16 protein-coding genes are annotated in these 20,006 nt (G+C 73.5%); 11 read left to right on the top strand and 5 right to left on the bottom strand.

All coding sequences use genetic code 11. From position 1 onward, the window contains the following. Window positions 1-67: 67 nt before the first annotated feature. Window positions 68-685, bottom strand: coding sequence for a PadR family transcriptional regulator (locus ACGFIR_RS19860; RefSeq protein WP_393146367.1), 618 nt, complete (start codon window positions 683-685; stop codon window positions 68-70). Between the two features lie 336 nt (window positions 686-1,021). Between ACGFIR_RS19860 and ACGFIR_RS19855 the strand changes: the two genes are divergently transcribed. The 6 genes from ACGFIR_RS19855 to ACGFIR_RS19830 all read left to right on the top strand — a co-directional run bounded on the left by ACGFIR_RS19855 (window position 1,022) and on the right by ACGFIR_RS19830 (window position 8,977). Then, window positions 1,022-1,684 (top strand): hypothetical protein, encoded by a 663-nt coding sequence (locus tag ACGFIR_RS19855; protein ID WP_393146365.1) that lies wholly within the window; start codon window positions 1,022-1,024, stop codon window positions 1,682-1,684. A gap of 131 nt (window positions 1,685-1,815) precedes the next feature. Beyond that, window positions 1,816-2,751 (top strand): ABC transporter ATP-binding protein, encoded by a 936-nt coding sequence (locus tag ACGFIR_RS19850; protein ID WP_393146363.1) that lies wholly within the window; start codon window positions 1,816-1,818, stop codon window positions 2,749-2,751. Further along, window positions 2,748-3,560 (top strand): ABC transporter permease, encoded by an 813-nt coding sequence (locus tag ACGFIR_RS19845; protein ID WP_392998875.1) that lies wholly within the window; start codon window positions 2,748-2,750, stop codon window positions 3,558-3,560. Before ACGFIR_RS19850 ends, ACGFIR_RS19845 begins: the two co-directional genes overlap by 4 nt. A gap of 282 nt (window positions 3,561-3,842) precedes the next feature. After that, the gene (locus ACGFIR_RS19840) at window positions 3,843-7,580 is read left to right on the top strand and encodes a multifunctional oxoglutarate decarboxylase/oxoglutarate dehydrogenase thiamine pyrophosphate-binding subunit/dihydrolipoyllysine-residue succinyltransferase subunit (RefSeq protein ID WP_393146361.1); all 3,738 of its coding nucleotides are present in this window, start codon (window positions 3,843-3,845) and stop codon (window positions 7,578-7,580) included. A gap of 141 nt (window positions 7,581-7,721) precedes the next feature. Continuing rightward, complete coding sequence (locus tag ACGFIR_RS19835) at window positions 7,722-7,901, top strand: DUF6104 family protein (RefSeq protein WP_392998871.1); 180 nt, start codon at window positions 7,722-7,724, stop codon at window positions 7,899-7,901. 179 nt (window positions 7,902-8,080) lie between these two features. Beyond that, the gene (locus ACGFIR_RS19830) at window positions 8,081-8,977 is read left to right on the top strand and encodes a glycoside hydrolase family 6 protein (RefSeq protein ID WP_393146359.1); all 897 of its coding nucleotides are present in this window, start codon (window positions 8,081-8,083) and stop codon (window positions 8,975-8,977) included. 68 nt (window positions 8,978-9,045) lie between these two features. On the opposite strand, the gene ACGFIR_RS19825 is transcribed toward ACGFIR_RS19830, so the two are convergent. Together ACGFIR_RS19825 and ACGFIR_RS19820 are read right to left on the bottom strand one after the other, a co-directional pair. Next, window positions 9,046-11,274, bottom strand: coding sequence for a bifunctional polysaccharide deacetylase/glycosyltransferase family 2 protein (locus ACGFIR_RS19825; RefSeq protein WP_393146357.1), 2,229 nt, complete (start codon window positions 11,272-11,274; stop codon window positions 9,046-9,048). Next, window positions 11,267-12,109, bottom strand: a complete 843-nt coding sequence (locus tag ACGFIR_RS19820) for a hypothetical protein (RefSeq protein ID WP_393146355.1) — start codon at window positions 12,107-12,109, stop codon at window positions 11,267-11,269. Before ACGFIR_RS19820 ends, ACGFIR_RS19825 begins: the two co-directional genes overlap by 8 nt. A gap of 124 nt (window positions 12,110-12,233) precedes the next feature. On the opposite strand from ACGFIR_RS19820, the gene pta reads away from it, so the two are divergent. Continuing rightward, a complete protein-coding gene (gene pta, locus ACGFIR_RS19815; RefSeq protein ID WP_393146353.1) occupies window positions 12,234-14,306 on the top strand; it encodes a phosphate acetyltransferase in 2,073 nt (690 codons plus the stop codon). Then, window positions 14,303-15,442, top strand: a complete 1,140-nt coding sequence (locus ACGFIR_RS19810) for an acetate/propionate family kinase (protein WP_393146351.1) — start codon at window positions 14,303-14,305, stop codon at window positions 15,440-15,442. The genes pta and ACGFIR_RS19810 overlap by 4 nt, the downstream gene beginning before the upstream one ends. A gap of 70 nt (window positions 15,443-15,512) precedes the next feature. Here ACGFIR_RS19810 and ACGFIR_RS19805 read toward each other — a convergent pair whose 3' ends face one another. Beyond that, window positions 15,513-16,256 carry a DUF3592 domain-containing protein gene (locus ACGFIR_RS19805; RefSeq protein WP_393146349.1) on the bottom strand — a complete coding sequence of 248 codons (744 nt, stop codon included), beginning with the start codon at window positions 16,254-16,256 and terminating at the stop codon, window positions 15,513-15,515. Between the two features lie 5 nt (window positions 16,257-16,261). Further along, on the bottom strand, window positions 16,262-16,432 hold the full coding sequence (locus tag ACGFIR_RS19800) for a hypothetical protein (RefSeq protein ID WP_392998857.1): 171 nt from the start codon (window positions 16,430-16,432) through the stop codon (window positions 16,262-16,264). A 158-nt stretch (window positions 16,433-16,590) separates the two neighbouring features. Here ACGFIR_RS19800 and ACGFIR_RS19795 point away from each other — a divergent pair, with 158 nt between their 5' ends. The 3 genes from ACGFIR_RS19795 to ACGFIR_RS19785 all read left to right on the top strand — a co-directional run bounded on the left by ACGFIR_RS19795 (window position 16,591) and on the right by ACGFIR_RS19785 (window position 19,988). Beyond that, window positions 16,591-17,481, top strand: a complete 891-nt coding sequence (locus tag ACGFIR_RS19795; RefSeq protein ID WP_393146347.1) for an alpha/beta hydrolase family protein — start codon at window positions 16,591-16,593, stop codon at window positions 17,479-17,481. Window positions 17,482-17,978: 497 nt separating this feature from the next. Next, entirely contained in the window at window positions 17,979-18,521 is a 543-nt protein-coding gene (locus ACGFIR_RS19790) for a nucleotidyltransferase domain-containing protein (protein WP_393146345.1), read from the top strand. 483 nt (window positions 18,522-19,004) lie between these two features. Next, window positions 19,005-19,988: an alpha/beta hydrolase family protein gene (locus tag ACGFIR_RS19785; RefSeq protein ID WP_393146343.1), complete on the top strand. Its 984-nt coding sequence runs from the start codon at window positions 19,005-19,007 to the stop codon at window positions 19,986-19,988. Window positions 19,989-20,006: the final 18 nt, after the last annotated feature.

The raw sequence follows: 20,006 nt of genomic DNA, 5'->3' as shown, positions 1-20,006 counted from the left end.
ATCATCCGTGTTCTCGCTGCGTCCGCGCTGGGCACTCGCTGGAAATAACCTGTGAGACGACGACCGCTCAGCGCAGCAGCCGGCGCAGCCCGTCCAGCGCGCCGTCGAGCAGTCGTACGGCGGTGCGCAGCTGCGAGTCGGTCGGTCGCCGGGCCCGTACCAGCGCTCCCGCCTCCCCGGCGAAGGCGGCCAGCCGCTGGTCGAACTCGTCGAGCGGCGTCGGCGCGGGGCCGGGCGCCGGGCCGGCGGGGGGCGCGGGGGTGGGGTTGGGGGGCGACCAGCGGGTACGGCGGGTCCGCGGGACCGCCTCGCGCAGCTCCCGCTCCAGGTCGCGGACGGTGCCGCAGACCTCGTGGTGGATCTCTCCGAGCCGGTCGGACAACTCCCGCACCGAGGCGACGATGTCCGACTCCAGGGCGTTGAGCTCGCCGGATCGCTGCCGCAGCTCGGCCCGGCCCGCCTCGGTGATCTCGTAGACCTTGCGGCCTCCGACGGCGGTGTGGGTGACGAGCCCCTCGGTCTCCAACCGCCGCAACCGGGGATAGATCGTGCCGGCGCTGGGCGCGTAGAGGCCCTGGAAGCGTGCCTCCAGCAGCCGGATCAGCTCGTAGCCGTGCTTCGGGCCGTCGTCGAGGAGCTTGAGCAGGTAGAGCCGGAGCCGCCCGTGACTGAACACGGCGGTCACGGCAGCCCGCCCTCGCCGTGGCCCACGGGGCCTCCCCTGTACGACGCGACGCCGCTGACAGCGCCCGGATGGGCAGGACATTAACGCGATACATCGCGACGGAACAAGCGGACAACCACCCTCACGGGCCCCCGCACCCAACGCGACACCCGCCCACTCGCGATCAGGACGCCATGGACCTCAAAACTGCCCCGTGAGGTCCATGACGTCCTGATCGTCACGGATGTTCGCGCCCCGCAGCGAAGGCGCTCACGGCTGCGGCGACTCACCGAGCTTGTGCGAGGCTGCCGGGGGCGTGCCGGCGACGGGGCCGGACGTCGTCGCCGGAGGTGTTTGATGATCATCGAGTCGCGTTTCAACGGGCCGCCCGGTTCGGGCAACGGCGGCTGGAGCGCCGGTGTCTTCGCCGCCGGGTCCGGCGCCCCGGGGCCGGTCGAGGTCACGCTGCGTCGCCCGCCTCCGCTGGAGACCCCGCTCACTCTCGTCGACGGGGAGGTCCGCGACCGGGAGGGCGTCGTGGTCGCCCAGGTCCGCCCCACGGAGGACCCCCGGGCGGTGGTGCCGCCGGTGCAACTGCCGGCCGCGCGAGCCGCCTCGGCGGCGTACGCCGGGCTGGTCGACCACCCCTTCCCCGGCTGCTACGTCTGCGGCCCGGACCGGGTCGACGGGCTGCGGATCTTTCCGGGGCGGCTGCCGGACGGCCGTACCGCCGCGCCGTTCCGGGTGCCGGCTTCCGTCACGACGCCCACCGTCTGGGCGGCGCTGGACTGCCCCGGGGGCTGGGCGGTGATCGCTCCCGGCCGGCCGTACGTCCTCGGCCGGATCGCGGCGGTGGTCGCGGCGCTGCCCGAACCCGGCGACGAGTGCGTGGTGACCGGCGTCATGGTCGGCGGCGAGGGCCGCAAGGCGCTCGTGCACACCAGCCTGTACGCCCCCGACGGCACCCTCCTGGCCTGGGCCCGGGCGACCTGGATCGCGGTGGCCGAAGAGATCGGATAATCCTCCCTGGGGATGAGCGCCTCCCGCCTGAGGCGGAGGTGGATCAAAGAAGCGCGCCTGATTGACCTGCTTGCGCACGCCCGCCACGCTGTGTCACGGCGTACCCCGACGCCACCGCACGAAGGAGAGCAATGACTGACGGGCAGAGAAGCCCCACCGGTGACGGTCAGATCGTGGTGTCCGGCCTGACGAAGCAGTACAAGAACGTCCGGGCCGTCAACAACCTGTCGTTCACCGTCGAACCGGGGCGGGTGACCGGCTTCCTCGGCCCCAACGGTGCCGGCAAGACCACCACGCTGCGGATGCTGCTGAACCTGGTCACCCCGACCAGCGGCGAGGCGTTCATCGGCGGGCGGCGGTACGCCGACCTGACCGACCCGCTGCGGCACGTCGGTGCCGTGCTGGAGGCGTCCAGCGCGCACAAGGGTCGTACCGGCATCAACCACCTGCGGGTGATCGCGGCGGCGGCCGGGCTGCCGAAGAGCCGGGCCGACGAGGTGCTGGCGCAGGTCGGGCTCACCCCGGCGGCGAAGCGCAAGTTCAAGGGCTACTCGCTCGGCATGAAGCAGCGGCTCGGCATCGCCGCCGCCATGCTGGGCGACCCGCGCGTGCTGGTCCTCGACGAGCCCGCCAACGGGCTCGACCCGGAGGGCATCCGGTGGATGCGCGGGTTCCTCAAGAGCCTCGCGCACGAGGGCCGCACCGTGCTGGTCTCCAGCCACCTGCTGTCGGAGATGCAGCTGCTCGCCGACGACGTGGTGATCATCGCGGCGGGGCAGCTGGTCCGGCAGGGCACGGTCGAGCAGGTGATCGGCTCGATGGCGCAGGGCGTCCGGGTGCGGGTACGCACCCCGCAGGCCGACGCGCTGACCGCCGCCCTCAAGGACGGACCGGCCACCGTCGACGTCGACGAGCACGGCGTCCTGCTGGTGGGCGGGGTGGACGCCCCGACCGTGGGGCGGGCCGCCCTGACGGCGGGCGTCGAACTGCACGAACTGACCACGGAACGACCCGACCTCGAACGGGTCTTCCTGGAGCTGACGGCCGGAAAGGCGGGCATCCGATGAACCTCGTCCGGTCCGAGCTTCTCAAGATCCGTACCACCAGCGCGTGGTGGTGGCTGGCGATCGCCGCGTTCCTGTCGATCGCGCTGGCCTTCGCGTTCAACGCCTGGGTCGCCAACGAGACGTTGAGCGGCAACGCCGAGGAACTGGGCGTCACGGGCGACCAGGCCTCCGCGGCGGCGCAGGCCGCGAACCTCTACACCTCCGGGCAGTACCTGGGCCTGATGTTCGTGATGCTGATCGGCATCCTGATGGTCACCAACGAGTTCTTCCACCAGACGGCGACCACGACGTTCCTGGCCACGCCACGGCGTACGTCGGTGATCATCAGCAAGCTGGTCGCGGCCAGCCTGCTCGGCTTCGCCTTCTGGCTGGTGACCACGCTGATCGACCTGGTGGCCGGGGCACTGTTCCTCTCGGCCAACGGCCACGGCACCCTGCTCGGCGAGTGGGCCGTGCAGCGCGCGCTGCTGCTCAACCTGCTGGCGTACGCGATCTGGACGGTCCTCGGCATCGGCATCGGCACGCTGATCACCAACCAGCTCGGCGCGGTGATCACCGCCGCGGTGCTGTACCTGGTCGGCACGCAGGTCGTGGGGCTGCTCTTCGTGCTGCTGTCGAACCTGCTGAACAGCGAGGCCGTCATCAAGTGGCAGGTGATCTGGCCGGCCGTCGCCTCGACGGTGATGGTCAGCGAGGGCGAGACGGACTTCACCCCCGCGTGGTGGGTCGGCGCACTCGTGCTGATCGGCTACGCCGTGGTGAGCGGGGTCGCCGGTGTCCTGATCACCCGGCGGCGCGACATCTCCTGACGGGTACGGACGACGACGACGGCGGGGGTGGTGCGGCGCACCACCCCCGCTGCCGTCGCGGCGGCCGTCGCCCACATGCGGGGCCATACCAGCAGCCGACCAAACACGCAGCGTATGGTGAACTTCTGGCATCTTCTGTGAAACCGACCACGCGTCGGAGGCGGAAATGCCTGCGGCATCCGTACGGCGTAGCCTGGGAGCCGTCTCGTGCGCGCTCGCAGGTAGGGCGTTACGGACACCGCGTGCCACACAAAACCCGCGTGAAAGAGGCGATTACCGGCCGTGTCGACCCAGCAGACTTCGCAGGAGAACCCGCTGGCGGGTTTCGGTCCGAACGAATGGATCGTCGAGGAGATGTACCAGCGTTACCTCGCCGACCCCACCAGCGTCGATTCGGCCTGGCACGACTTCTTCGCGGACTACCGCCCGGCGCCCGGCGCCGGAAAGCCGCGTGGAGCTGAGCAGGCCCCGAAGCCGGCCGCCAAGCCGGAGCCCGCCGGCCAGCAGGAGGCGGCCACCACGGTCGCGCAGCCGGCGGAGAAGAAGCCGGCCGAGAAGAAGCCGGAGCCCACGCAGGAGAAGCCCGCGGCCAAGGCCGCCCCGGCCAAGCCGGCGCCCGCGAAGGCGGCCCCCGCCAAGCCGGCGGGGACCAAGCCGACCGCCACCGGCCCGCAGACCACCCCGCTGCGTGGCGTGGCGGCGAAGATCGTCCAGAACATGGACGCCTCGCTGGCCGTGCCGACCGCCACCAGCGTGCGCGCCGTCCCGGCCAAGCTGCTGGTCGACAACCGCATCGTGATCAACAACCACCTCGCCCGTGGGCGCGGTGGCAAGGTCAGCTTCACCCACCTCATCGGCTACGCGATGGTCCGCGCCCTGGTCGCCCACCCGGAGATGAACAACTCCTTCGCCGAGACCGACGGCAAGCCGGTGATGGTCCGGCCCGAGCACGTCAACCTGGGCATCGCGATCGACCTTTCCAAGCCGGACGGCAGCCGCAACCTGGTGGTCCCCTCCATCAAGGCCTGCGAGCAGATGGACTTCCGGCAGTTCTGGCAGGCGTACGAGGACGTGGTCCGGCGCGCCCGCCGCAACGAGCTGACCATGGACGACTACTCCGGCACCACGATCTCGCTGACCAACCCCGGCGGCATCGGCACCGTGCACTCGATGCCGCGGCTCATGCAGGGGCAGAGCGCCATCATCGGTGTCGGCGCGATGGAGTACCCGGCCCCCTACCAGGGCATGTCCGAGGCCACCCTGGCCGACCTGGCCGTCAGCAAGGTCATCACCCTCACCAGCACGTACGACCACCGGATCATCCAGGGCGCCCAGTCCGGCGAGTTCCTGAAGGTCATGCACGAGCTGCTGCTCGGCGAGCACGGCTTCTACGACCAGATCTTCACCTCGCTGCGCATCCCCTACGAGCCGGTGCGCTGGATGCGCGACGTCGCGGTCAACAGCGAGGGCCAGATCAACAAGACCGCCCGGGTGCACGAGCTGATCCACGCGTACCGCGTGCGCGGGCACCTGATGGCCGACACCGACCCGCTCGAGTTCAAGATCCGTAAGCACCCCGACCTGGACGTGCTCCAGCACGGGCTGACGCTCTGGGACCTCGACCGCGAGTTCCCGGTCAACGGCTTCGCCGGCAAGCAGCGCATGAAGCTGCGCGCCGTCCTCGGTGTGCTGCGCGACTCGTACTGCCGGCGCGTCGGCATCGAGTACATGCACATCCAGGACCCGGAGGAGCGGCGCTGGATCCAGGAGCGGATCGAGCGCAAGTACGAGAAGCCGTCGGCCGACGAGCAGAAGCACGTGCTCAACCGGCTCAACGCCGCCGAGGCGTTCGAGACCTTCCTCCAGACCAAGTACGTCGGGCAGAAGCGCTTCTCGCTGGAGGGCGGCGAGTCGCTGATCCCACTGCTCGGCGAGGTGCTGGAGGCCTCCGCCGAGGGCGGCCTGGACGAGGTCGTCATCGGCATGGCCCACCGGGGTCGGCTCAACGTGCTGGCCAACATCGTCGGCAAGCCGTACGAGAAGATCTTCTCGGAGTTCGAGGGGCACCTCGACCCGCGCTCCACCCAGGGTTCCGGCGACGTGAAGTACCACCTGGGCCAGAACGGCAAGTTCACCACGCCCGACGGCGACCACTCGGTCAAGGTCTCGGTGGTCGCGAACCCGTCGCACCTGGAGGCCGTCGACCCGGTGCTGGAGGGCATCGTCCGGGCCAAGCAGGACCGCATAGACCTCAAGCTGGAGGGCTACACCGTGCTGCCGCTGGCGGTGCACGGTGACGCCGCCTTCGCGGGCCAGGGCGTGGTCGCCGAGACCCTCAACCTCTCGCAGCTCAGCGGCTACCGCACCGGCGGCACCGTCCACGTGGTGGTCAACAACCAGGTCGGCTTCACCACCGCCCCGGAGTACAGCCGCTCCAGCCTCTACAGCACCGACGTCGCCCGGATGATCCAGGCGCCGATCTTCCACGTCAACGGTGACGACCCCGAGGCCGTGGTCCGGGTCGCCCGGCTGGCCTTCGAGTACCGGCAGGAGTTCAACAAGGACGTCGTCATCGACATGGTCTGCTACCGGCGGCGCGGGCACAACGAGGGCGACGACCCGTCGATGTCCAACCCGCAGATGTACAAGATCATCGACTCGAAGCGGTCCGTCCGGAAGCTCTACACCGAGGAGCTGATCGGGCGCGGCGACATCACCGTGGAGGACGCGGAGGAGCTGCTGCGCGACTACCAGGCGCAGCTCGAACGGGTCTTCAAGGCCACCCGTGACGCGGCCACCACCCCGCGGCAGCTCAGCCGCCCCAAGCGGGAGGACGAGCCGGAGCCGCAGGTGCAGACCGCCACGGACGCCGCCGTCGTCAGGGCCATCGGCGACGCGCACGTCAACCTGCCGGAGGGCTTCACCCCGCACAAGCGGATCCAGCAGCTGCTCGACCGGCGGGCCAAGATGTCCGTCGAGGGCAACATCGACTGGGGCTTCGGCGAGATCATCGCGTTCGGCTCGCTGCTGCACGACGGGGTCACCGTCCGGCTCGCCGGGCAGGACTCCCGCCGGGGCACCTTCGTGCAGCGGCACGCCTCCGTGGTCGACGCGCAGACCGGCAACGACTACCTGCCGTTGCAGTCGCTGACCGCCGACGGCGAGCGGTCGCGGTTCTTCGTGCACGACTCCCTGCTCAGCGAGTACGCGGCGATGGGCTTCGAGTACGGCTACTCGGTGGAGAACCTCGACGCGCTGGTCTGCTGGGAGGCGCAGTTCGGCGACTTCGTCAACGGCGCCCAGTCGGTGATCGACGAGTTCATCTCCTCCGGTGAGGTGAAGTGGGGCCAGCGTTCCGCCGTCACGCTGCTGCTGCCGCACGGCCACGAGGGCCAGGGCCCGGACCACACCTCCGGCCGCCCGGAGCGGTTCCTGCAGATGTGCGCCGAGGACAACATGCGGGTGTCCATCCCGACGACCCCGGCGAACTACTTCCACCTGCTGCGCCGCCAGGCGCTGTCGCCGAAGCGCAAGCCGCTGGTGGTGTTCACGCCGAAGTCGCTGCTGCGGCACAAGCTCTGCGTCTCCCTGGTGGAGGACTTCACCACCGGCACCTTCCAGCCGGTCCTGCCCGACTCGGGCTCCCCGGCGCCGGAGCAGGTGAAGCGGGTGCTGCTCTGCTCGGGCAAGGTCTACTACGACCTGTTCCAGGCCCGGCAGGAGCGCGGCGTCACCGACACCGCGATCATCCGGATCGAGCAGCTCTACCCGATGCCGGTCGAGGAGATCCGGGCCGCCCTGGCGGCGTACCCGAACGCCGAGGACTTCGCCTGGGTGCAGGAGGAGCCGGCCAACCAGGGTGCCTGGTCGTTCGTCGCGCTCAACCTGCTGGAGCACCTGTCGGAGGTACGGCTGCGCCGGATCTCCCGCCCGGCTGCGGCAGCCCCCGCCGTCGGCTCCGCCAAGATGCACGAGGTCGAGCACACCGCGCTGATCGAGGCGGCCCTGCCCCGCCCGTGACCTGACGCACCGCCGAGCGCACCGGGGCAGAGCCCGTCGACCCTGACGGCTCTGCCCCGGTCGCCGTCCCGGCTCCCGCCGCCGGCAGGTCCGGCGGCACCACGGCCCGCACAGCACAGCGACGAAGAGGGAACGGACAGGATGTACTTCACCGACCGCGGTATCGAGGAACTGGTCGAGCGTCGGGGCGAGGAGCAGGTCAGCATGGAGTGGCTCGGTGAGCGCCTGCGCGACTTCGTGGACCTCAACCCCGAGTTCGAGACCCCGATCGAGCGCTTCGCCACCTGGCTCGCCCGCCTCGACGACGAGGACGAGGACTGAGCCGGATCACCCCGGAGGAACGGACGCCCCCGGTGCCCCCACCGAACCGCTCCCGCCGCACACCCGTACGCCGGTCGGCCCTGGCGGCGGGTGCCGCGGTGGCGCTGCTGCTCGCGGGCTGCGGCGCGGAACCCCCACGCCCCGTGCCGGCGCCGGGGAGCGCAACGGGGTCCCCGGCGGTGGACCTGCCTCCGGTCTTCTACGTCGACCCGGGCAACCCGGCGGCGGCGGAGGCGGACCGGTGGGAGGCGCTGGGCCGGACCGCCGACGCGGCGGCGCTGCGCCGGATCGGCACGCGGCCCAGCGCGAAGTGGCTGACCGGCGGGCCGGCGGTCCGCGACGAGGTGGACGCGTTCCTGGGGCGGGCGGCGCTCGCCGGCCAGACGCCGCTGCTGGTCGTGCACAACATCCCCGACCGGGACTGCGGTCGGCAGGGCACCGGCGGGGCCGGCGGTCCGGCGGAGTACCAGCGCTGGATCCGCGACCTCGCGGCGGGCGTCGGAGGCCGGCCGGTCACCGTGGTCCTCGAACCCGGGGCGGTGCCGGACGCCGTGCAGGGCTGCGTCCGCGACCCCGACGGGCGGCTCACGCTGCTGCGGGACGCCGTCACGGTGCTCGGCAGCACCGGCAGCGCCCGGGTCTACGTCGACGCGGGGCACCCCGGCTGGGTCTCCGATGTGGCCGCGCTCGCGGCGGCGCTCGACCGGGCGGGGATCGGCGAGGCCGACGGCTTCGCGCTCAACGTGGCCAACTTCGTCGACACCGCGCAGAACGTCCGCTACGGCCACCGCGTCTCCGACGCCCTCGGCGGCGGCACCCGGTTCGTCGTCGACACCAGCCGCAGCGGCAACGGCCCCCACGCGGGCACCACGGTGGGCGGCGCGCCCAGCTGGTGCAATCCGCCGGGGCGGGCGCTCGGTGAGGAGCCGACGGCCGACCCGGGCCTGCCACGGGTGGACGCGCTGCTCTGGGTCAAGTACCCGGGCGAGTCCGACGGCGCCTGCCGCCCCGGGGAGCCGGACAGCGGCGTCTGGTGGCCCGAGTACGCCCTCGGCCTGGCCCGGCGCGCCGGTTGACCCCACCCGGCCGACCCGGGCAGGTCAACCGCTCAGCCGGCCCCGGGCCGGTCAGGGCAGCCGGCCGGTCAGGGCAGCGGGTTGGTCAGGGCAGCGGGTTGGTCAGCCGCGCCGCCGCGTTCCGCCGGTGCCAGGCCGGTCCGCCGCAGCTTCTGCCAGCCCAGCCGGCCGCCGGTCAACGCGGTGACCACCGACTGAAGCATCACCAGGTACATCAGTTGCCGGTAGACGAACTGCTGGAGCGGCAGCACCCACAGCACGCCCAGCTTCTCCCGGTCCAGCCGGAACGCCACCACGGCGGTCAGTGCCTGCAACCCGAGCATGGCCAGCCAGGCCACCGCCGTGGCGGTGCTGTCCAGGAAGAACAACCCGTACAGGGCCATCAGGTCGATCACCGGCGCCAGCAGGGGCAGCAGCACCCCGAACAGGCTGAGGAAGGCCAGGCAGCGGCGGGTGAACCGGCCGGACGCGCCCCGGTCGAGCAGGGACCGCCGGTGCTTCCACATCGCCTGCATGGTGCCGTAGCTCCACCGGTAGCGCTGCTTCCACAGCTGCCCCATCGTCGCCGGGGCCTCGGTCCAGGCGCGCGCCGTCTCCTCGTACACCACCTTCCAGCCGGCCCGGCCCAGCGCCATGGTGATGTCGGTGTCCTCGGCCAGGGTGTCGTCGGTCATCCCGCCGGCGTACACCAGCGCCTCCCGCCGGAAGCCGCCGATCGCCCCCGGCACCGTCGACATGCAGCGCATCGACTCGTAGAGGCGGCGGTCGAGGTTGAAGCCGATCACGTACTCGATGTGCTGCCACTTGGCGATCAGGCTGTCCCGGTTGCCCACCTTGACGTTGCCGGCCACCGCGCCGACCTGCGGGTCGGCGAACGGCTGCACCAGCCGCCGGACGGAGTCCCGTTCGAGGATGGTGTCGCCGTCGACCATCACGATCAGGTCGTGCCGGGCCAGCGCGACGCCGGTGTTCAAGGCGCTCGGCTTGCCGCCGTTGGGCCTGCGGACCACCCGGACGTTCGGCAGGCCGAGCCCCTCGGCGATGTCGGCGGTGCCGTCGGTGGAGCCGTCGTCGACGACGACCACCTCGATCCCCCCGGGATGGTCGCCGGTGGCCAGCGAGCGGACCGCCGCCGCGATCCCCTCCTTCTCGTTGTACGCCGGGACGATCACCGACACCGGCTCGGTGACCGGCGGCCCCCAGGTCCAGTCCCGGGCACGCCGCCGCCGGGCGTGCCGCCCGGCGAGCAGGAAGAGCAGTGCGGTACGCCCGACCGTGAGCACCCCGACGACGACGAAGAGCAGCCCGAAGCCGCTCATCGTCCGGTCCGCGCCCCGCACCGCCCAGCCCAGCATCCGCCCCCGCCACCGGTCCCCGACGGAGGCGGCCGGGTTGCCGATCACCTCGTGCTGCACCCCCGCGCCGGCCAACGCCTGGTTCAGCCCGCCGGTGACGGTGGTGAACTCGTACCCGCGCGCCTTCATCAACGGGATGAACCGGTCCAGCGCCTCGACGGTCTGCGCGCGGTCGCCGCCGGCGTCGTGCCACAGCGTGATCGCGCCCGCGTACCCGGACGGCGTGGCGTTCTCGACGATCCGCTCGACGCCCGGCAGCGCCCAGTCCCGACTGTCGGTGTCGTTGAGCACCGTCAGGTAGCCCAGGTCGCCGGCCTCGGTGACCAGCGGCCAGTCCCGGTCGTCGAGCGCGTGGGCGTGCGAGGAGTACGGGAACCGCACCAGCGAACTCCGGATCCCCGCCGCGCCGGCGACCGCGAGCTGGGTCTGGGCGTACTCCATGCGGCGCCGCCAGCCCGGCATGGTGCTCAGGTCGGGATGGGTGAAGGTGTGCACCCCGATCTCGTGCCCGGCCGCCGACATCTCCCGGACCAGCTCGGGATGCCGGGCGACCTGCGCCCCCAGCACGAAGAAGGTGGCCCTGACCTGGTGGGCGTCCAGCACCCGGAGCACCTCCCGGGTCCAGTACGGGTCCGGGCCGTCGTCGAAGGTCAGCGAGACGGTGCGAGGCGGCAGCCGGTAGGAACGGGTCCGCTCGTCACCGGCGCTGATGATCGGCCCGCCCTGCACCACCTCGTCGGGCACCCGGTCCTGGCCGGTGCCGGCCGGCCGGCGCTCGGGCACGAAGGCGGCGTTCGCGTACGCGTCGACGAGGAGCACACCGGCCAGGACGACGAGCAGCATGCCGAGCACGGTCCAGCTGGGCGGCGGCGCGACCCGCCGGGCCCGGCGGTGGCGGCGGACGGCCGTCCCGGACCCGCGCGGACGCGCGCGGTCAGCCATCGCCGTCCGCTTCCCCGGGAGCGGGCGGCGGCTCGATCACCGGGGACGGTTCCTCCGGCGGCGGCTCGGCTGCCGGCGGGGCGGGTGGGGTGGTGGTCGCGGGTGACCGTGAGACCGGGGGCGGGGTGGTGCGGCCGGGGGCGGATGGCGTGCCGGCGGGCGTCTGCGCCGGACGCGAGGACGACCGGGGCGCCGCCGGGGTGCCCGAGGTCGACCTGTCGCCGGGCACGACCGGCGCGGACCGTCCGACGGCCGGCTCCGGGGCGGCGGGCGCCGGCGGCGGGGTCCAGGGGCCTCGGGTGGACTCGACGAAGGGCAGGACGTTCTCCGGGCTCACCGGTCCCCCGACGAAGCTCATCCCGACCAGGGCGGTGTACGCCACGCCGGCCAGCCCCAGGGCGTACGCGAGCCAGCGCAGGCGCTGCCGGCGTCGCCCGCTCGGGTCGACGAAGACCGGCGCGGGCGAGGGCACGGCGGCGTGGACGGCGGTCGGGGCATCCGCCCCCGGTCGGGCGTCCGCCGCAGCCCGGACCGTCGGAGTGCCCACCATCGACAGCGGTGCCCCCGGCGCGTGGACCGCCGGGCGGACCACCGTGGGCGCGTCCACCGCCGGCAGCGGTGCCGTCGGGCGGACCACTGTCGGGGCGTCCACCGCCGGCAGCGGCGCCGTCGGGGCGTCGGCCGTCGGGTGGACCACTGTCGGCGCGTCGACCGGCGCGTGGACGACCGTCGGCGCGTGGGTACCGGCCGGCACGACGGCTGGCCCTACATTCGTCTCCTGGACGACGGTCGGGCTGTCGATGGCCGCCTGAGCTGCGGCGGAACGGTCGGGCACGGGTAGCGAGTCTAGGAACGTCGCCGGTCGGAGCGGTCAGTCCGCCCGCGGAGTGAGACGAGCATCCCCCCTGCTCACGATATGGATCGCGGCGGGCACCTCCACGATCTTGTAGCGTGAGGGCGTGGCCCGGAGCGTGTACCTGACCAGCGTGGGTTCGGGCGGGGGAAAGTCGACCGTCGCCCTCGGCCTGGCCGAGTTGCTGTCCCGGCAGGTCGAGCGGATCGGCGCGTTCCGGCCGCTGGTGCGCGGGAACGGCCCCGACCCGATCCTCGCCCTGCTCAGTGACCGCTACCGCATCGAGCCGCCGCTGGTCGACCTGAGCGGCACCAGCTACGCCGAGGCGACCGCGCTGGTCGCCGACGGGCGGCGGGAGGAACTGGTCAGCCGCATCGTCGAGCGCTACCGGGCGGTCGAGCGGCGCTGCCCCGCCGTGGTCGTGGTCGGCAGCGACTTCGCCGACGGCGGCGACGGGGCCGGCCCCCGCGAGCTGGCCTTCAACGCCCGGCTGGCCACCGAGTTCGGCAGCGTCGTGGTGCCCGTCGTCGACGGCTTCGAGCAGGATCCGGCGGCGATCGCGGCGGCGGCGCGCGGGGCGTACCACGATCTGGAGGACCTCGGGGCGACGGTGCTGGCCGTCATCGCCAACCGGGTCCCCGGCCCGATGACGATGCCCGAGCTGCCCGTCCCCACGTACGCCATCCCGGAGGTGCCGACCGTGTCGGCGCCGACGGTGGCCGAGGTGGCGGCGGCGCTCGGCGCCACCCTGCTCGCCGGGGACGACGACGCGCTCAGCCGCGACGTGCTCGACTACGTGGTCGGGGCCGCGCACGTGCCGACGCTGCTGGACCACCTCACCGAGGGCGCGCTGGTGATCACCCCGGGCGACCGGGCCGACCTGCTGGTGGCGGCGAGCGCGGCGCACGTGGCCGGGCAGGTCTCGGTCGCCGGGCTGGTGCTGACCCTCGGCGAGCGGCCCGACCCGCGCGCGATGCGACTCGTCGAAGGGCTCAACACCGGGCTCGCGGTGCTCTCCGTGCCCAGCGACAGCTACGACACCGTCGCCGCGTCCAGCCGGATCGAGGGGCGGCCCAGCGCGACCAACCCGCGCAAGGTGGAGGCCGCGCTCGGCGCGTTCGAGCGCTGCGTGGACACCGACGACCTGGCCCGCCGGCTGCGGGTCAGCCGCTCCGAGCGGGTCACCCCGCTCATGTTCGAGTACGACCTGATCGACCGCGCCCGGGCCCGGCGCCGGCACCTCGTGCTGCCCGAGGGGGCGGAGGAACGGATCCTGCGGGCCACGGAGATCCTGCTGCGCCGGGGCGTCGCCGACATCACCCTGCTCGGCCGCCCCGACGACATCGCCCGGCGCACCCGCGAGCTGGGCATCGACATCACCGGCGCGCAGGTGGTCGACCCCGTCACCAGCGAGTGGCGCGACGAGTTCGCCACCACGTACGCCGAGCTGCGCGCCCACCGGGGCGTCACCGTCGACCTGGCCCACGACATCGTCGCCCAGCCCAACTACTTCGGCACGCTGATGGTGCACTCCGGGTACGCCGACGGGATGGTCTCCGGCGCGACCCACACCACCGCCGCCACCATCCGCCCCGCGTTCGAGATCATCCGGAACGTGCCGGGCGTCTCGGTGGCCTCCAGCGTCTTCTTCATGCTGCTCGCCGACCGGGTGCTCGTCTACGGCGACTGCGCGGTCAACCCCGACCCGGACGCCGCCCAGCTCGCCGACATCGCCATCTCCTCGGCGGACACCGCCGCCCGGTTCGGCATCGAGCCCCGGCTCGCGATGCTCTCCTACTCCACCGGCAGTTCGGGGGCGGGCGCCGACGTGGAGAAGGTCGCGGCGGCGACCGAGCTGGTCCGCGAGCGCCGCCCGGACCTGCTCGTCGAGGGGCCCATCCAGTACGACGCGGCGATCGACCCGGCGGTGGCGGCGACGAAGCTGCCCGGCAGCGAGGTCGCCGGCCGGGCCACGGTCTTCATCTTCCCGGACCTGAACACGGGCAACAACACGTACAAGGCGGTGCAGCGCTCCGCCGGGGCGGTGGCCGTCGGGCCGGTGATGCAGGGCCTGCGCCGGCCGGTCAACGACCTGTCCCGGGGCGCCACCGTGCCGGACATCGTCAACACCGTGGCGATCACCGCCATCCAGGCCGCGGCCGCCGAGGAGTCGTCATGACCACGCCGGATCCGTCCCCCTCCCGGGTGCTCGTGCTCAACTGCGGGTCGTCGTCGGTGAAGTTCCGGCTCTTCGACGGTGACCGGGTGGTCGACAAGGGCACCGTCGAGCGGGTCGGCGAGGCCGGCGGCGGGCCGGCCGACCACGAGACGGCCGTCCGGGACATCCTCGACGGGCTGGACGTGACCGGCCTGACCGCCGTCGGGCACCGGGTCGTGCACGGCGGGAAGCGGTTCGGCGAGCCCGTGCTGATCGACGACGCGGTGCTGACCGCGATCCGCGACCTGATCCCGCTGGCGCCGCTGCACAACCCCGCCAACCTGACCGGCATCGAGGCCACGCGGGCGGCGCTGCCGGAGGTGCCGCAGGTCGCCGTCTTCGACACCGCGTTCCACCACACCCTGCCCGAGGCCGCCGCCACCTACGCGATCGAGCGGGACACCGCCGAGCGGTACGGCATCCGCCGCTACGGGTTCCACGGCACCTCGCACGCGTACGTGTCGCGGCGCACCGCCGAACTGCTCGGCCGCCCGTACGCGGAGGTCAACAGCATCACCCTGCACCTCGGCAACGGCGCGAGCGCCTGCGCGGTGGCCGGCGGCCGGAGCGTGGCCACCTCGATGGGCATGTCGCCGCTGGAGGGCCTGGTGATGGGCACCCGCAGCGGCGACCTCGACCCGACGGTGATCTTCCACCTGCGCCGGGAGGGCGGGCTCTCGGTCGACGAGATCGACGACCTGCTCAACCACCGCAGCGGCCTGCTCGGGCTCACCGGCGCCAACGACATGCGCGAGGTGCTCGCGCGCCGGGCGGACGGCGATCCGGCGGCGGCCCTCGCCTTCGACGTCTACTGCCGGCGGATCACCGGTTACGTCGGGGCCTACTACGCGCTGCTCGGCCGGGTGGACGCGGTCACCTTCACGGCCGGCGTCGGCGAGCACGCCGCCCAGGTCCGCGCCGCCGCCCTGGCCGGCCTGGAACGCCTCGGCATCGCGGTGGACCCCGAACGCAACGCCGGCACCGGCGACCGGGTCATCTCGCCGGAGGGCGCCGAGGTGACCGTCTGCGTCATCGGCACCGACGAGGAGCGGGAGATCGCCCTCCAGACCCGCGCGGTGGTCGAGGCCACCGCCTGACCGTGCTGACCGCCTTCGCGGCGGGCGAATTCGCGAGCCGTGGTCGGGATTCGCGCCGTCACCGTCGGCCTCAGCGGCGGGCCTTTCCTCGTCGCCGGGCGGCCCGGGTGCGCCGGACGCGGTCGTGTCCCCGGCCCCGCCGGGGCGGTGCGGGGGCGGGCCGGTCGAACATCCCCGTCGGAACGAGGGCCGCGAAGAGGAATCCCCCGCCCAACGCCGCCCCCAGCAGCCCGAACGGGATGCCGCCCCAGGAGTTGAGGAAGAAGACCGAGTCGTCGGTGTTGCCGTTGGCGGCCACGAACTCCGCCGGCCGCTCCGGATCGACCCAGAGTGTCATCTCCGCCGGGGGTTCCTCGGCGCAGCCGCCGGCCGAGCCGCAGAGGATGCGCTTGTCGTGCTGGACGCCGCCGTACTCGTACCAGACCCGGACGGTGTCGGTGCCGCCGCCGCGCCCCACGTTGTCGCGCCGGTCGGTCACGGTGGCCCGCACCGGGACGCCGTCCGCGCGCAGCCGCTCCGCCTTGGCGTGCAGGTGCCACTTGTACGCCCCGGTGGCCACCGCGTTCGTCAGGCCCGCGAGCAGCAGCACCAGACCGATGACGGCGCTGCGCCGGTGGACGCCGCGCAGCCGGGAGCGCAGCCGACGCCACCGGCCGGGAACACGCCCCGGGCCCACCGCCTGCTCCGGGCTTCCCGGCGGGCCGGCGTCGGTCTGATCGCCGCGCCGGTCGCGGCCCCCCGCGCCCACCGCCGGCTCCGGGCGTGCCGGCGACGGCTCCCCCGCGCCCGGCTTCGGGCCGCCAGACGGCTCCACGCCGTTCAGCCCAGCGCGAGCCAGGCGAGCAGGGCGACCAGCACGACCACGACGACCACCGCGCCGACGATCAGCGGCGTCCGGGAGGCGCCGGCCGGCGGCTCCGGATCGGCGGTGTCGGCGAACGCGCGGAACGCCTCGGTGTTGCCGCTCGGGTCTGTGTGCTTCTCCACCATGCCGCTGACCATAGCGACGCCGGTTCCGCGCCGCCGTCCCCCGCACGCTCCCCGGCCTCAGGTCGAGCCGGCCGGTGGAGACGATCCGGCCGGGTGGTGAGGGCGTCCGGTCCGGACGGCGGGACCACTGCGGGCCGCTGGGCACCTACCGTGAATCCGTGGGGACAAGGCGGCTGGTCGCCGCACTGATGACGACGCTGCTGGCCGGTTGCGCCCCGGCCGCCACCGCCGCGCCCGGCGCGGTGCCGCCGGCCCGTCCGGCGCCCGTGGCGGCCTACGCGGTCGGCGTACGCACGTTCACCGTCGACCCGGCCTCCGCGCGCCCCCTGCCCGTGACCGTCTGGTACCCGGCGGACCACGGCACGGTGGCCGTCGGACGCTTCCCCGTGGTGGTCTACAGCCACGGGCTGCACAGCCTGCCCGAGCTGCACGCGGGGCTGACCTCCCGCTGGGCCGCCGCCGGGTTCGTGGTGGCCGCCCCCGCCTACCCGCACACCCGGCGCGGCACGGCCCGGTTCAGCCGTGCCGACGTACGCCACCAGCCCGCCGACGGTTGGCGGCTGATCCGGCACCTGGTGCGGCTCGACACCCGGGCCGGGGACCCGTTCGCCGGGCACCTCGACGTCGCCCGGATCGCCGCCGCCGGCCACTCGGCGGGCGGCTTCACCACGGCCGGCATGTTCACCTCCGGGCGCTCGGGGCGGCTGCGCGCGGGCATCGTGATCGCCGGCGGCGGGATGGCCGGCAGCTTCGCCGGGCCGGCGGCCCCGCTGCTCTTCGTGCACGGTACTGCCGACCGGATCGTGCCGGCGACGGTCGGCCGCGCCGCGTACCAGCGCACGACCGGCCCCACCGCCTTCCTGAGCCTGCTCGGGCAGGGCCACGGCGAGTACCTGAACCCGGGGCGGCCCGGCTTCGACCAGGTCCTGGCCACCACCACCGACTTCCTCCGCTGGACCCTGTACGGCGACGAGGCGGCCGGCCGCCGCCTGCCCGCCGTCGCCCGCCGCCCCGGCGTGACGCTCTACGAGACCCGCCCCGCCCGCTGACCCGCCCGCCCGGATGTCCGAAGCCAAAGGGAGTCGCGACCCGGCACAGGCGCCGCTCGAAGCAGGCCGGCGCCGCTCGGCAGGCCGGGCACCGCTCGGAGCCCGACTCAACGCCACCGGGGTGGTGCTGCACACGAACCTGGGTCGCGCCGGGCACCGTTGCTAGACGCCGGGGTCCGGTGCCGCAGGGCGCGTCGAGTCAGATGCCGACGTAGTTGGCCGCCTCTCGGAGTTGGCCGCCTCTCGGAGTTGGCCGGCGCTCGGAGTTGGCCGGCGCGAGCCCGGACCAGGATGTGCCGCTGGCGCGGAGGGGCCGGGGCTTGTCCCTGGCACGAAGTCCGGGGATTGTCCCTGGCACGGGGCCGGAGGTTGTTCCGGCACAGGGCCAGGGGCGCCCCAGGCACGGAGTCGAAAGTCGTCCCCACACGGGGCCGGAAGTGGTCCCTGGCGCGGGTAACGGCGTGGTGTGCACAGGGCGGCAGAGCTAGGTTGCCGTGGTGGATGGTCTCGCGGGGCGGCAGTTGGACGGCATCGGCGAGTTGACCGCGACGGCGTCGGCGGCGGGCATTGAGGTGTGGCTGCGGGGCGGCTGGGCGATGGACTTCCACCTCGGCGAGGTGACGCGGCCGCACGTGGACGTCGACTGGTACTGCTGGCGCGCCGACGCCGATCGACTGGCCGGCCTGATGACCGGACGCGGCTGGCGGATCGACCCCCGGATGCCCGTCGACGTGCAGCTCGATCTTCTCCGCGCCGATGTCGAGATGAGCGTCGCGTACCTGGCGCGGGACGCGACGGGGCAGGTGGTGGTGGGTGCCGGGCCGTGGGCGGGCACGACGCTGCCGGACGGGATGCTGGCCGGTCCGCCCGGTCGGATCGGCCCGCTGACCGTCCCGATGATCTCGGTGGCCGCCCAGATCGAGTTCAAGGAGATGTTCCCCGTCTGGATGCCGGGGCGACCCCGGCGGGCGAAGGACGCCGCCGACCTCAGCCGCCTCCGCGCCGCCGGTGCCGCCGAGCGGCACTTCGGGACCGGTTGACGCTCCGCCGGCCTCCGAGCGACGGAGTCGCCGGTGCGCCACTCGTGCGGGCCGTCAGCGAACCGCCTCCCGCCCAAGCCGACGGGAACTGCTCATACGGAGAGCAAGCTGGTGCGCCAACCAGCAGCGATCAGGACGCCATGGACCCTAAAACGGCCCGGTAACGTCCATGGCGTCCTGATCATCGGGGCGCATCCACCGGCCGGGGCGCATCCAGCGGCCCAGGTGCTGCCACCGGCCCAGGCGCGGCCAGCAGCCCCGGTACCGCAGCGGCCAGCCCTCTCACCAGCGGTTGCGTGCCTCCTCGGCCCAGCCGCAGGGGCAGGCAGCGGGCGTGGGGGGCGTGGGCGCAAGCAGCGGGCGTGGGCGCAAGCAGCGAGTGGCAGCGGAGGGCAGCGGGCGGGGCGGAGGCAGGCAGGGTGTGAGGGCGTACTGCGGCGGTCTGCGCGGGCCGGGGCACGCCCGCGAGGCACAATCGTTGCCATGCCGCGTCGTGTCGCCCCCGCCCTGCTCGCCTCCGTACTGCTCGCCGCCGGGCTGGTCGGTTGCTCCGACGACGCCGGGCCGGCCCCGCAGGCGGCGGCTCCGCAGGTGACGGCTCCGGCGCCACCCGCGCAGGCGGTCACCCCCACCCCGCAGGTACCCGCCGGCACCGCGCCCGGCAAGGCCTTCGCCGTCGGCGTACGCCAGTTGAAGCTGAACCGCGACGGGAAGCGACCGCTGCCGGTGACCATCTGGTACCCGGCGGCGGGGAAGCCCGGCGGTCAGCCGGAGCGGTCGGCGGACGCCGCCGAGGGGAAGTTTCCCGTCGTCATGTTCAGCCACGGGTTGAACAGCCGGCCGGCCGACTACGAGACGCTGCTCACCCGCTGGACGGCGGCCGGGTTCGTGGTGGCCGCGCCGACCTTCCCGCACACGGCCCGGGGCGGCGACGGCAACGTGCTGGACGTGCTCAACCAGCCGGCCGACGTGTCGTACGTCCTGACCCAGGTGCTCGCCCTCGACGGCAGGGACGGCGACGCGCTGCGCGGCCGGCTCGCCACCGACCGGGTGGCGGCGGCCGGGCACTCGGCCGGCGGGGTGACCACGATCGGCCTCTTCACGGCCAGCCGGGACGAGCGGCTGGACGCCGGCGTGGTCTTCGCCGGCACGGCGCTCGGCGTCGGTACGGCCTTCGCGGGCGCCGCCGCCCCGCAGCTCTTCGTGCACGGCGAGGCCGACGAGGTGGTCGAGTACGCCGCCGGCAAGGCGGTCTACGACAAGGTGCCGTGGCCGAAGGCCATGCTGAGCCTGCCGAAGGGCGACCACGGCCGGGCGCTGCTCAGCGACGGCACGGCGCTGCGGGTGGTGTCGGACACCACGGTCGAGTTCCTGCGCTGGTCGCTCTACGGCGACCAGGCCGCCAAGGGCCGCATCCCCACGGACGCCGCCCGTGACGACATCGCGACCCTCGACAACCGCCTCTGACCCGCTTCCTTCAAGATC

The sequence above is a fragment of the Micromonospora sp. NPDC049051 genome (genome assembly GCF_043197575.1).
Lineage (GTDB): Bacteria > Actinomycetota > Actinomycetes > Mycobacteriales > Micromonosporaceae > Micromonospora.
The sequence above is the reverse complement of the archived record's forward strand: the minus strand, read 5'-3'. Positions and strand labels throughout refer to the sequence as shown.

What these genes read in the sequence shown, in the direction of transcription:
- ACGFIR_RS19855 (WP_393146365.1), top strand. Translation starts at nt 1,022, where the DNA reads ATGATCATCGAGTCGCGTTTCAACGGGCCGCCCGGTTCGGGCAACGGC.
- ACGFIR_RS19850 (WP_393146363.1), top strand. Translation starts at nt 1,816, where the DNA reads ATGACTGACGGGCAGAGAAGCCCCACCGGTGACGGTCAGATCGTGGTG.
- ACGFIR_RS19845 (WP_392998875.1), top strand. Translation starts at nt 2,748, where the DNA reads ATGAACCTCGTCCGGTCCGAGCTTCTCAAGATCCGTACCACCAGCGCG.
- ACGFIR_RS19835 (WP_392998871.1), top strand. Translation starts at nt 7,722, where the DNA reads ATGTACTTCACCGACCGCGGTATCGAGGAACTGGTCGAGCGTCGGGGC.
- ACGFIR_RS19825 (WP_393146357.1), bottom strand. Translation starts at nt 11,274, where the DNA reads ATGGCTGACCGCGCGCGTCCGCGCGGGTCCGGGACGGCCGTCCGCCGC.
- ACGFIR_RS19810 (WP_393146351.1), top strand. Translation starts at nt 14,303, where the DNA reads ATGACCACGCCGGATCCGTCCCCCTCCCGGGTGCTCGTGCTCAACTGC.
- ACGFIR_RS19800 (WP_392998857.1), bottom strand. Translation starts at nt 16,432, where the DNA reads ATGGTGGAGAAGCACACAGACCCGAGCGGCAACACCGAGGCGTTCCGC.
- ACGFIR_RS19785 (WP_393146343.1), top strand. Translation starts at nt 19,005, where the DNA reads ATGCCGCGTCGTGTCGCCCCCGCCCTGCTCGCCTCCGTACTGCTCGCC.